We start from the raw sequence: 13,131 nt of genomic DNA, 5'->3' as shown, positions 1-13,131 counted from the left end.
TGCCGCACGCAGCTGGCCCGGGAGGTAACACGATTCGGGTCTTAACGGCGTGTTCTGTGCCGGGTATGGTTGTGTTCATGTCTGTGTCTTCGTCTTCTTCCACGGGTGCTTCTTCGTCTGTGCGACGGCTGGAACCGGGTGATTCGGTGCCGGATCTCACCCTGCCGGCGCATACGGGTGAGATGGTGTCGCTGAAGGATTTCGCCGGTCAGCGGGTGTTGGTGTACTTCTACCCGAAGGCGGGGACTCCCGGGTGCACGAAGCAGGCGTGTGATTTCCGTGACCGGCTGTCCGATTTCTCCGATCTGGGGATCACGGTTCTGGGGGTCTCACCTGATCCGGTGGAGGCCCTCGCGGCTTTCCATGAGGAGGAGGGCTTGACGTTCCCGCTCCTGTCCGATGAGTCGAAGGAGACCATGTCGGCCTGGGGGGCGTGGGGAGAGAAGAAGAACTATGGCCGCGTGGTGCAGGGTGTGATTCGTTCGACGGTGATCATAGGTGCCGACGGCAAGGTGGAGTCGGCCCAGTACAACGTCCGTGCCACGGGACACGTCGCCCGCGTTCTCCGGGATCTCTGACCGGGAGCCCGATGACGTCCAGAGCTTCTACCCCACCGGAAGATCCGAATTCCACGGAGATTCTCGTTCCACGGCGTCGCCCTGCGCAGCAGCGTTCGCGCGAGCGCTTTGAACGTATTCTTTCGGCTGCACGGAGTGTGCTTGTCGACGTCGGATTCGAGTCATTCACCTTCGACGAGGTCGCGCGCCGCGCGGAGGTACCCATCGGTACGCTCTACCAGTTCTTCGCGAACAAGTACGTCCTCATCTGCGAACTGGACCGCCAGGACACGGCGGGGGTCGTGGCCGAGCTGGACACGTTCGCGCATCAGGTGCCGGCCCTCCAGTGGCCGGAGTTCCTCGACGAGTTCATTGAGCATGTCTCGAAGCTCTGGCACGATGATCCGTCCCGCCGCGCGGTGTGGCACGCGATCCAGTCGACCCCGGCGACCCGCGCCACCGCAGCTGCGACGGAGTCCGAGGTTCTGGACATCATCGCCGAGGCCATGCGCCCGCTGGCGAGCCACGCCAGCGAGGAACAGCGCCGCGAACTCGCCGCGATCCTCGTCCACACCGCCAGTTCCCTACTGAACTTCGCCGTCCGCGACCCGGGTATCGACGACCACCGTTTCGACTACACCGTGAGGGAAATCAAGCGGATGCTCGTCGCCTATCTGTTCTCGGTGGCTCAGGGTTAGGTTCGGGACTTACCAATCTGAGCGACTTCCGGACCGTGCAACAGCAGTACGTGGCGCGAACCCCAATCACCTGTTCGACAGCTGCTGCCCCGATCTTGGATGGATCTAGTTCATAAATTTCCCATCCCCACTGCTGGGCACACCGCCGAAGGCCCTCTCCCGCTGCGGCCTTATCGACAAGGACGACAAAAAATCCAGCATTCCCCGTTACACATTCATCCGCACTCGAACCAGGTGTCGGAGCATCGATAGCTCCCCCTCGACGACCCTCAACTTTCGATCATCGGTCTCATACCCCAATTCTTCCCATCGTTCAGTTTCCATCCTGTCATCTCCCTTTGCGCGACTTGCCGAACAGGAAAACTAGACCGACGCTCTCCAATGGAATCAGAGTATCACAGATGATTCACACTCTAAGAATCATCACTAAGTTAATTCTAGAAAAGTGTATCCAAATGAATACGCTTAACACACTTGACCTAGTGACGACACTCCGAGTGTCAGTTGTCGATACTGTGCTACATTTTTCACACGGTGCCGATGATCTTTCACACAATTCCCCACCTCAACAAGTGGGGATGGCCCGTTAGTGATGATGCTTCTAGCATTTTCGAGTTTTTCTTCCCCGTCCTCACGGGGCTTAATACTGATACTGGCTGACAAACCAGCCGCCAATTTTACAAAAGGGGACACTGTGGCATCGCCACAGTGTCCCCTCCACGATTGTCGTTTCAGCTACTTCCTTGGCACCTCATCGTCAGTGCTCATCGTTATCTGACCCCACCCAACACATCGCCGTCGCGTAGTCCCCGTCGTGCGAGATCGACAGACTCACGCGCACGTCCCCCAGGCTGGTACTCACGGCGGTAGCCACCTCTCCGTGGAGTGTGAGGGCTACTCTCCCCCACCGGTCGGGTCTTACCTCGATTTCCCGCCAGTTGAGGTGTTCCGGTGCGATGACGGGTGGTTGTCCGTAGAGTGCGGTGGACCAGGCCTTGATGAACGCTTCCTTGGCGGCCCAGCGTCCGGCGAGGTGTTCAGCTCGCAGGTGGGCGGGTTTCCGCGCTGCGGTGCGCTTCTCGGTGGCGGTGAACACGTCCGTGAAGGTGCTGCCCGGGGTGTCCAGTTGTTCGGCGAAGCCGGGAACGTGGACGAGGTCGATTCCGGTGGCGGGCAGCAGTGGTGCGGGCATGGGGCCATTCTACTTTCGGGGGATCACCGTTCCGGGTGGTGGCACGAGACGACCGCCGCCCCACCTGTGTGAACGGGTGGGGCGGCGGTCGTCGGTCGTTCAGCGGTACGCCGGCGCTAGATCTCTCCGCCGGTGCGCAGGACGCCGTCGACGAGTCGGGCGTCGTCGTCCAGCAGGATGTTCGCCTCGCGTTCCTTGGCCGCTGCCCCGGTGGCGCCGAGGTTGCGGTCGGTGGGGCGGGTGAACAGGGCCGGTCCGCCGTAGATTCCGCGGAGGATGCGGCGCAGGCCGGCTTCTTCGCGGGCGGTGGCGCGTGCCGTCCAGGAGGCGACGGCGTCGTCACCCTGTGCGGTGCGGAGTGCCTCGACGAAGGCGTCCGGGTGGACGATGGCGACCAGTGCGGAGACGTGTCCGAATCCGAGGGAGGTGACCAGTCCGGCCTTCGGCGGGCGTGCGGCCAGGTTCAGGGGGGTGCGCAGCCACACGAGGTGGTTGTGCTTCGCCAGGACCGGGTCGACGCAGTCGAGGGCACGGTTCGCGGGGAGGATGCCGCTGCGCAGCACCTGGGTGAGTCCGATCATCTGGAAGGCCGCGGCGCCGCCCTTGGCGTGGCCGGTGAGTGACTTCTGGGAGATGACGTAGAGCGGGTTGCCGTCGGCGCGGCCGATGGATGCGGCGATCCGCTCGTGGAGGTCGGACTCGTTCGGGTCGTTCGCGGTGGTGGAGGTGTCGTGCTTGGACACCACGGCGATCTCGTCGGCGGTGACACCCACCGATGCGAGTGCCTTGGCGAGCCGGGAGTTCACTCCGCCGCGTGCCGCGGACAGTGCGCCGAGACCGGGTGCCGGGATGGAGGTGTGCGCACCGTCGGCGAAGGATTCGGCGAAGGCGATCACACCGTGCACGGGCAGTCCGAGTTCGGCGGCGACGCTCGCGCGGGCGAGCAGCAGCGTTCCTCCGCCCGCGGAGGAGACGAAGCCGCCGCGGCGTCGGTCGTTGGCGCGGGAGAAGTACTTCTCCTCGATACCCTTGCCCGCCATCTCCGCGGAGTCGGCGGTGGCGGCCATGTCACCGAAGCCGGTGATGCCCTCGACGGAGAGGTCGTCGAAACCACCGGCGACGACGACGTCGGCCTTGCCGAGCTTGATCTTGTCGACACCCTCCTCGACGGACACCGCTGCGGTGGCGCAGGCGGCGACGGGGTGGATCATCTGGCCGTAGCCGCCGACGTAGCTCTGCATGACGTGCGCGGCGATGACGTTCGGCAGCGCCTCCTGGAGGATGTCGTTGGCGCGGGGTTCGGCGAGCAGGCGGTCGATGTAGAGGGAACGCATGGACTCGACGCCACCCATGCCGGTGCCCTGGGTGGAGGACACGCGGGCGGGATGTACGGCGCGCATGAGTTCAGCCGGGGTGAATCCGGAGGACAGGAACGCGTCCACGGTGCAGACGATGTTCCAGAGCGCGACGCGGTCGAGGTTGTCGGCCATGTCGGCGGGGATGCCCCACACGGTCGGGTCGAAGCCCTCGGGGATCTGGCCGCCGACGAAGCGGCTCATGGACATGCGGCGCGGGACGCGGACCGCGGATCCGGCGTGGCGGGTGACGTTCCACTCGCCGGTCTCCTCGTCGAGCCAGGCGCTGGTGTTGTCCGGTTCGGAGTCGACGAAGGTGCGGGCGGCCTCGGCGTCGGGGACGCTGAAGGTCATGTCGTGGTCGAGGTAGACGGTGGTGAGTTCCGGGGCGAGGTTGTCCACCATGTCGAAGTCGTCGTGGTAGCGGCGCACGCCGACCCGGGCGAGGACCTCGTCGTGGAAACGGTCGTGGATGTCCGCCTCGTCGATCTCGTTGCCGTCGGCGTCGTACCAGCCGGGGGTGGGGTCGACGTCCCAGGTGATCAGGCCCATGGACCAGGCGAGTTCGATGACGCCGGCGGCGGTGAGGTCGCCGGTGACCTCGGCGTCGAAGCGGGTGCGCGCGGATCCGTAGGGGCCGAGCTCGCCGGTGCCGACGATGACGACCATGTCGTCGAGGTCGGCGGTGACCTGTCCCGAGAAGTCCGGGGTGGTCTGCCGCACGCGGCGGTACGGGGTGGGCAGGGCGGTCAGTTCCCGCTTGGTGTCGTCGCCGTCGTGGTCGGCCTCGGCTGCGGCGGCGTCCCGGGCGGCGTTGCGTCCGAGTTCGGCGAGATCCAGGTCCGCTTCCCCGAGTCCGCCGGTGAGGTCCACGGTGACGGGCGACTGGGCGGCGCTGGCGCGCACGCCGGTGTCGACCTGGGTGAGCAGCTCGGCGGCGATCTCCTCCGTGGAGTAGGTGCGCACGCCGGCGGCCTCGACGGCCTCGACGAGGGGGTCGTTGCCGCCCATGAGTCCGGTGCCCCGGACCCAGCCGATCAGGGCGTGGACGAGCGAGGTGCGGTCACCCCACACGGGTTCGGCGTTCCAGCGGGTGACCAGGGCGTCGAGCGCGGCCTTGGACTCGCCGTACGCGCCGTCGCCACCGAAGCGGCCCCGGTTCGGGGAACCCGGCAGGACGACGTGCATGCGGCGGCCGACGCGGACGTCGGTGCCGATGGCGGACAGCCCGGAGATGAGCCGTTCGACGGACCAGAGCAGCAGGCGCATCTCGTTCTCGGCGCGGGGGCCGGCGTCGTCGAGGCTGCCCATGACGCGCGGTGCGGCGAACGGGAACAGCAGCGTCGGGACGAGTGCCTTCTTGGTGACCTTCTTCTCACCGTTGACGGTGGCGGTCTGCTCGGAGCCGATCCACTCGATCACCGATTCGAGGTCGGCGTAGGAGGTGAGGTTCGCGGGCACGATCCACAGGGCGGCTCCGCCACGGGCGTTGTCGCGGTAGAGGCCCTTGTAGAACTCAAGGCGGTCGTGGTCGAGCGAGGAGGTGGTGGCGACGACGGTCGCGCCACCGGCCAGGAGCCTGGCGACGATCGCGGCCGCGATGGAGTTCGGCGATCCGCCGGTGACCACGGCGACATCGTCGGCGTATTCGCCGGGTGTGGTGTCGCGGGCCTGCTCCGCGAGGCGGCGCAGCGTGGCGGCGGTCTCCTCGTCGGCCCTGGTCGCGAGGTGGGCCGCGAGGTCGGCGACGGCAGTTCCGGTGCCGGTGACGTCGAGGTTCCCGCCGTCGGTCTCCCCCGCGGCGACGCGGATGACGTCCTCGCGGGCGGTGGCCCAGCGGTCGTCGATGAGGACGGTGCGCTCTGCCTCGAACGTCTCGGAGACCAGGCGCGGCCAGTCGGAGCCGAGTTCCTTGCTGACGAGCTCGAAGAAGCTCTGGTCGGCCTCGGCGTCGGAGAGCCCCTCGGTGCGCGGGGTGTGGTTGAGACCCAGCTGGGCGAGGATCGTGCGGGCGGTGGCGGCGAGGACGCCGGCCTTACCGGTGACCTGCTCCGCGAACTCGCCGAGTGCGGCGGAGTCGACGACGCCGCCTCCTGCGCCACCGGCGGACGGCAGACCGACGGAGACACCGTGGTCGGCGGCGACCTGCTGCACGGCGGCGTCGATGAGGGCGTCCAGTTCACCGGCGTTCGACGGTGCGGCGGGGCTCAGGGTGGCGAGGTCGCCGCCCCGCAGGGAGGATCCCTCGCGGGAACCCGCGATCACGGCTGCGGTGACGTGGTCGGCCCAGCCCTGGCCGAGCTGCCAGGTGCCGGTCACGCGCTCGCTGATGTAGCCGGGGCGCTTGCCGGTGGGGCCGGTGATGCGGCGCAGGGCGTCGGCGATCGCGTCGGAGAGCACCGGGCCGAAGGCGGTGTAGCCCTTCGCCATGCGGGAGACGGTGTTCTTCAGGTCGGCGATCTCCGCGTCGGCGGCGCCGTCGATGGCGCCGAGCCCGAACTCGACGCCGAGGTCGAGCAGGAGCTGGTTGCGGCGGGAGGAGACCCCGTCGACGAGGGTCTCGATGGAGTCGGTGACGCCCATCTGCTCGGGGCGGACCTTGGTCCACAGGGCGATGAGCAGCGCGGTGGCGTCCGCCGGACCGTAGGCGATGTCGTCGGGGCGGGGTCCGCCCGCCGGGGCGGCCGGGGCGGCCTGCTCGACCGGTGCGGCCGCTGCCGCGGGTTCCGCGCTGGCGGAGCCTTCGGCGGCCGGGGTTCCGGTGTCGGCACCGGTGTCGGAGGTCTCCTCGTCGGTGACCTCGCGGACGATCTCGTCGGTGGCGAACACGACGTTGCGGTCGCGCTCGATGTTGAGGACCTCGATGTCGCAGTGGGCGTACTGCGGGAGGCGCAGTGACTGGCCCATCATGTTCGCGATGGTCGGGGCGGAGCCCACGCCGACCTCGACGAAGCGCTCCACGCCGAGGCCGCCGTGGTCGGTGTCGCGCAGGACGAGGTCCTGCGTCTCGATCCAGCGGACCGGGGAGGCGAACTGCCAGGCGAGAAGTTCGACGAGGATGGTGCGGGCGAGTTTCTGCTCGTTCGCGGCGGCCGCGTCGAAGTCGGCGAGGATCTCGTCGAGCAGCGGCGAGTCGACGACCTCGGTCATGGATTCGACGAAGTCACGGGTGAGCTCGAACGGGCGGGCCACGAGGTTCGGGATGTAGCGGCCGACGAGGACGTCGAGGTCGAGTTCCTGCGGCAGCAGGGAGTCCAGGTGGTCTCGGAAGTCGCCCACACCGTCGCGCAGGACCGACGAGTGGAAGGGCACGTCGATGCCGGGGATCAGGATGAACGCCCGCTGGCCCGGCGCGGCCTGCTCCGCCGCTGCACCGAGGGCCTTCAGGCCGGTGACGGTGCCCGCGACGGCGTACTGGAGGCCGGCGAGGTTGTAGTTGACGATCTCGAGGAACTCGCCGGACTCCTCCGCGATGCGGGCGACGAACTCGGCGACGTTGTCGGCGGTGAGCCCCATCTTGTTGGGGCGCAGGGCGGCGAGCGCGTAGTTGGAGTTGCCGTTCTCGTCGCGGTCGACGAGACGGTGCATGGTCAGGCCGCGGCGGTAGACGATCTCGACGACGGATTCCAGGGTGAGCGCCCGGGCGTAGGCGGCGAGGGCGTTGTACTCGCCGACGGAGTGGCCGGCGAAGTAGGCGCGCTGGTTCAGGGCGTTGGCCTCGCGCATCTCGGCGACCTGTGCGACACCGAGGGTCGCCATGGCGACCTGGGTGAACTGGGTGAGGAACAGGACACCGTCCGGGTGGTGGAAGCGCTCGCCGTTGACGACGACCTCGGTCGGGTTGTTGCGCACGATCTCCAGGACGGAGAAGCCCAGCTTTCCGCGGGTGTGCGCGTCGGCACGGTCCCAGACCTCCTTCGCCGCGGACGAGGACAGGTAGGCGTCCATGCCCATGCCCGGGGACTGGATGCCCTGTCCGGGGAAGGCGTAGAAGGTCTTCGGCGCGGCCATGACGGCGGTGGCGACGAGGACGGGGTTACCGCCGACGGTGGCGGTGACGCTGCGCACCTCGCCGCAGCCCGGGCGGTCGTCGATGCCGGTGCGTTCCACGGTGAACTCGATCGTGGAGCCGGGCAGGACCGGGGCGAGCATCGTCGCGGTGTACTCGACGACGCGGCCCGGCGCGGTGGTGGTGCTGTCGTCGGAGAATCCGGCGGCGGCGATGAGTTCGCCGATGGCGGAGGTCCACATGCCGTGGACGATGACGCCGGGCAGGCCTGCGAGGCCGGCGGCGGTCGGTGAGACGTGGATGGGGTTGCGGTCGCCGGAGACCACGGCGAAGGGCCGGAGGTCCTTCGGGGCGGTGACGGTGGCGATGGTGCGGAAGGAGCGCGGGGTGTCGACGACGCTCGGCAGAACCGAGGTGTTGGTGTTCGCGGTGGCCCGACCGTTGCGTCCACGGATGGCGAATCGCTCGGACAGGGTGCCGAGGGGTTCGCCGTCGGCGGTGATGCGGGCGCGGACGACGACGACCCGTCCGATGTCGGTGTCGGTGACCTCGTCTGCGGTCGCGGTCACGTCGAGCTGCACGGGGCAGTCCGCGGTGGGGACGGGCAGTTCGCGGTCGAGCTTGAGGTGGTGCTCGAGGTGCACCAGGGACAGCATGCCCTCGACGACGGACGCGGAGTCGGTACCGGGGATGACGGCGGAACGCACGGCGGCGAACACGGCGGGCCAGGCGCGGCCGACGAGGACATCGGGTGCGGTTCCCGCCGGGGTGAGGGTGTCGGGCAGGTAGCCGGTGGTCACACCCTGGTAGTCGGCCGTGTGGCCGAGGTCGAGGGTGGTGGACCAGTGGGCGGTGTCGCCGTCGAGTTCGGCGAGGGTTCCGCCGGCGGCGACGCGGGTGAGCTCACCCATCGCGTCCTCGGCGTCGGCCTGGGTGACCTGCGGGACGGAGCCGGGGACGGCGTCGGAGGGCAGGGTGAACCGGATGGTGAGATCCGTGGTGGTGCCGGCGGCGGTGGACCCGGCGAGCGGGACGGTGAGCACCGCATGGGTGTCGTCCTGCTCGACGAGGGTGGAGCCGGTCGCTGTGTGGGTGGCGGAACGTCCGTCGGCGGCGGTCTCCCAGGCGTCCGGGGCGCCGAGGCGTCCGATGAGGGACGCGGTGTGGCGGCCGGCCCAGTAGGTGCCGGAGGCGGCGAGCACGCGCGGGACGGGGGCGGTCTCGACGGTGGCGGGGGCGGTGTCGACGGCGGTGTCACCGACGCGGGCGATGGTCGCCGCGTTGAAGCGCGCCAGGAGGTCGGCGACGGGCTCGTTCATCCGGGTGATGCCCGCGACGGCGGCCGGCCCGGGGATGACGCACACCTGGTCGGCGTCGTAACGCTCGTCCTGTGCCTGCCACAGGGAATCGGAACGCCACCAGCGGCGGACGTTCTCGTCGATGACGGGCACGAAGTTGACGGGTTTGCCCGGGGTGCGGCACAGCCCGAGGAACCAGGCGACGTCCGCCGGGTGCAGCGGCTCGGTGGTGGCCGACGGGTACGCCTCGACGAGCTTCTCGACGGCCGTGCGCGGTGCGTCGTTCTCGTCGATGTCGACGACGGCGGTGAACGTGCCGTGGTCGGTGTCGGTGAGACGCGCCTCGGCGCGGCCGAGCATCTCCCGGAAACGGTTGAACCAGGTGATGTCGGTCCACTCCCCCTTGTACGGGCCGGAGAGTTCGAGGTAGCGCTGCAGCCAGGTGCGGTAGGTCATGTCGGTGAGGTCACCGAAGTAGGGCTTGCAGGTGCGGCCGATGGCGTCGATGATCTCGTCGCGGCGTGCGGCGACCGCGTCGGCGTCGCCGGCGACCTCGTCGAGGAGACGGCCGGCCTTCGCCGCGGAGTTGTCGATCTCGTGGATGTCCGCGCCGAGCTGGCTGCGGCCGGAGGCCATGCCACCGGCGGCGTGGCCGGCACCGACCCAGTCGTCGATACCCGTGGTGTCGACCAGCAGCTGCTTGACCGCTTCGGAGGTCTTCGCCTCCTTCGTCGCCATCGCCGCGGTACCGACGAGGATGCCGTCGACGGGCATGGCGGGCAGACCGTGCGCGGTCGCCCACTCACCGGTGATGTAGTCGGCGGCCCGCTCCGGTGTGCCGATACCGCCACCGACGCACAGCACCACGTTCCCGTGACGACGGATGTCACCGTAGGTGGCGATCAGCAGGTCGTCGAGGTCCTCCCAGGAGTGGTGCCCACCGGCCTTGCCGCCCTCGACCTGGATGATGACGGGGATCTCCGGCAGCGCGGCCGCGATGTCCAGGCACTTGCGGATGTGCTTGACCGCACCGGGCTTGAAGCAGACCCACGGGATGTTCGCCTCCCGGAGTTCGTGGACGAGTTCGACCGCCTCGTCGTGGTCGGGCATGCCCGCCGTGATGACGACACCGTTGATCGGGGCGCCGTTCGCGCGGGCGCGCTGCACCAGACGCTTGCCGCCGATCTGCATCTTCCACAGGTACGGATCGAGGAACATCGAGTTGAACTGGGCGTTCACGCCCGGCTCGAGGAGGTCGGTGAGCTTCGCGATGTTCGATTCGAGGATCGCGGGGGTGACCTGGCCGCCACCGGCCATCTCCGCCCAGTTGCCGGCGTTCGCGGCTGCGGCGACGATCTCCGGGTCGACGGTGGTGGGGGTCATGCCCGCGAGCAGCATCGGGGAGTAACCGGTGAGTTCGGTGAAACGGGTGACCAGGATGTCGTTGCCGTCGGCGTCGCGGGCGACGCGGGGCGCGAAACGGCTGAAGTCCGCCGGGGGTTCCATCGGCAGACCCGGATCGAAGAGCCTCGACTGCCCCGCTTCGTCGTGCACGGCGAGGACACCGACACCACGGCCGGTCACGATCTTTCGGGTCAGACCGGCGACACCACCGTCCGGACCGACCTCGAAGATCCAGGCGGCGCCGGCGTCAGCCGCACCGCCGACCTCGGCGACCCAGTCGACGGGGTTGACCATCACATCGGCCGCGACCTCGCGGGCGAGCCCGGTGTCGATACCGCAGGCGGAGGCCCACTCGACGACCTGCTCCACCCCCGGGGCGAAGGCCGGGTGGTGGAACGCGGTCTGCACCTTCAACGGCGTGAACGTCGGGGCGAACGGTTTACCGCCGCGCTCCTTGTTCTCCAGCGCCTTCGCGTCACGCGCCGCGAACTTCAGGAGCAGATCCCGCACGGCGGCGACGTCGGCGGGACGACCGACGAGCACGAAGGCGTCGATGCCGTTGCGCAGACCGATGACGGGACGGAGCCGCTCATCGACGTCCCCGCACGTCGCCGCGATCGCCCTGGTGAGCTGTTCCCGGGTCACCCCCTGGATCAGGAGCATCGGACAGGCGTCGCCCTGCTGGATGAGCCCGGTCATACGGCCGGTACGGGTCATCGACGCGCCGATGAGCTCCGCGACGGCGACGAGCTCCGCGGCACGGGAGACGTCCTTCATCAGGTGCACACCGAGCACACCCTGGGAATGGCCGATGACCGCCGCGGCGCGTTCGATGTCGAGACCCTGTGACTCGAGGGCGTCGAGAACCGCGAGCTGCGCGGTGAAGATACCCGGAACACTGATCGCGGCCTGAGCCGTGTCAAAGGAGGGGGCACCGTCGTCGTCGGCCCACCCCACCGGATCGAACCCGTGCGGACGGGCGCCGACGAGTGCGTCGAACACCGGCGCGAGAAGCTCCTCCGCCTGCTCCACGATGCCCGAGACGTTCGAACCCGCACCCGCACCGAGGGCGGCACGCAGCGTGCTCAACCAGTCGAACCCCTGTCCGGAGAAGCTCAGTGCGTAACTCTGCTCCCCGAGGTTGTCTATGAGTCGGTCACTGCCGAAGGTGTGCTGGTGCTCAGTCACGTGGAAACTCTCCTGTTTGCATGGATGTGGGCGGCCCGGGAGCCGCTAGTTTTGCCCAGGCAAATGTGCCACAAAATCATGAGGAAAGCGTCATCTTTTACGGGCATGTCGATCCACACCCGACGCAGGGAACCGTCAGGGACGGGAAAAACCGTAGTTGAGCGGGACAAACTGTTTCGCCCCCACAACAGAATGGCATACCCCCACAAAGGGGTGTGTACACCGCCCGGACACCACCGCCCCCGACTCACGGACTCCACCGGACCGCACTCCCCCCGGGCGAACGACCTCCGTCACCGCCCGACACGCCCGCCACCCACACACCGGCACGAAGAAGGCCCCTCCGATCCAGAGGGACCGGAGGGGCCTGAGCGTGCGCCCGGGGAGACTTGAACTCCCACGTCATAAGACACTGGAACCTAAATCCAGCGCGTCTGCCAATTCCGCCACGGGCGCCCGCACACGGTCACCGTGCGCTGGGCGTCATCCTACAATCAACGATCCGCACGTCCGAATCAGGACCGCTCCACGTGACCTCCCGGGAACCGTGGTGAGGTATCGTCGACAGATGTGAACGACATGGACAAGCCCAGGAAACAGGTACGCGCCAGCGTCCGCCTCTTCCGGCTCCTGCTCCTCGCCGTCGCGGTTCTCGCGACCCTGCTGCTGGCCTGGTGGCAGTGGACACGCTTCCAGTCCGGGTCCGGGTCCTTCCAGAACCTCGGATACGCCCTCCAGTGGCCGACATTCGGCATCTTCTTCATCTACGCCTACCGGAAGATCGGACAGTATGAACGGGAGGTCGAGGAAACGGGACAGGCCCCCGCGGAAAGGGAACGTGCCGAACGCGAAGCACGTGGGGAGATCACGGAGATCGACGAGGATTTCCTGCCGCCCCGGCCGTCAATCGACGTCGACACGTTCAATGCCCTGAACACCCCCCGTCGCCGCCGCGACACCACCGAGTGAAAGAGGCTCCCCCACGTGACTGCCCCCACCATCGACAGCAATCGACCGAACGGCCGCCAGGCCCGGATCCGGACCGCCCTCCGGATCTTCGTGGTCGCCGCCTGGGTGACCGGCATCTGGCTGCTCATACTCACCGGCCGCATGATTCTCGACTACATCTTCCACGTCGAGATGCCGAGCTGGGCGAACCTGATCGGACAACTCCACGGCCTGTTCTACATGTGCTATCTCATGGCCACGATGAATCTCGGGATCAAGGCCAGGTGGGAACCGATCCGCTGGCTGACCACCGCACTCGCCGGCACGATCCCGTTCTTCTCCTTCTGGATGGAGCAGAAACGCCGCCGTGAGGTCACGACGGCGTTCAACCTCTAGGCCGCACGTTCAGCTGTCGCGGGATTCCCCCGCGTCAGCGTCCGCGTCCTCCCCCTCCGCCTCATCGTCGGTTCCCACCGCGATGA

Annotated in this window: 6 protein-coding genes and 1 tRNA gene; 4 read left to right on the top strand and 3 right to left on the bottom strand. The window is 68.1% G+C overall.

Annotated elements, in window-relative coordinates:
- The first annotated feature begins 77 nt into the window (after positions 1–77).
- Entirely contained in the window at positions 78–578 is a 501-nt protein-coding gene (gene bcp / locus JIM94_RS10870; RefSeq protein ID WP_200250174.1) for a thioredoxin-dependent thiol peroxidase, read from the top strand.
- Positions 579–589: 11 nt separating this feature from the next.
- Positions 590–1,255 (top strand): TetR/AcrR family transcriptional regulator, encoded by a 666-nt coding sequence (locus tag JIM94_RS10865; protein WP_200250176.1) that lies wholly within the window; start codon positions 590–592, stop codon positions 1,253–1,255.
- Positions 1,256–2,012: 757 nt separating this feature from the next.
- On the opposite strand, the gene acpS is transcribed toward JIM94_RS10865, so the two are convergent.
- The 3 genes from acpS to JIM94_RS10850 all read right to left on the bottom strand — a co-directional run bounded on the left by acpS (position 2,013) and on the right by JIM94_RS10850 (position 12,157).
- Positions 2,013–2,432, bottom strand: coding sequence for a holo-ACP synthase AcpS (gene acpS, locus JIM94_RS10860; protein WP_200250291.1), 420 nt, complete (start codon positions 2,430–2,432; stop codon positions 2,013–2,015).
- Positions 2,433–2,563: 131 nt separating this feature from the next.
- On the bottom strand, positions 2,564–11,701 hold the full coding sequence (locus JIM94_RS10855; protein ID WP_248703013.1) for a type I polyketide synthase: 9,138 nt from the start codon (positions 11,699–11,701) through the stop codon (positions 2,564–2,566).
- 374 nt (positions 11,702–12,075) lie between these two features.
- Positions 12,076–12,157: transfer RNA gene (locus JIM94_RS10850), tRNA-Leu, on the bottom strand.
- Positions 12,158–12,280: 123 nt separating this feature from the next.
- On the opposite strand from JIM94_RS10850, the gene JIM94_RS10845 reads away from it, so the two are divergent.
- Both JIM94_RS10845 and JIM94_RS10840 read left to right on the top strand, forming a co-directional pair.
- Complete coding sequence (locus JIM94_RS10845) at positions 12,281–12,670, top strand: hypothetical protein (protein ID WP_200250179.1); 390 nt, start codon at positions 12,281–12,283, stop codon at positions 12,668–12,670.
- A gap of 15 nt (positions 12,671–12,685) precedes the next feature.
- A complete protein-coding gene (locus JIM94_RS10840; RefSeq protein WP_248086445.1) occupies positions 12,686–13,045 on the top strand; it encodes a DUF3817 domain-containing protein in 360 nt (119 codons plus the stop codon).
- Positions 13,046–13,131: the final 86 nt, after the last annotated feature.

This window comes from Corynebacterium pygosceleis, from assembly GCF_016595275.2.
GTDB lineage: Bacteria > Actinomycetota > Actinomycetes > Mycobacteriales > Mycobacteriaceae > Corynebacterium > Corynebacterium pygosceleis.
The sequence above is the reverse complement of the archived record's forward strand: the minus strand, read 5'-3'. Positions and strand labels throughout refer to the sequence as shown.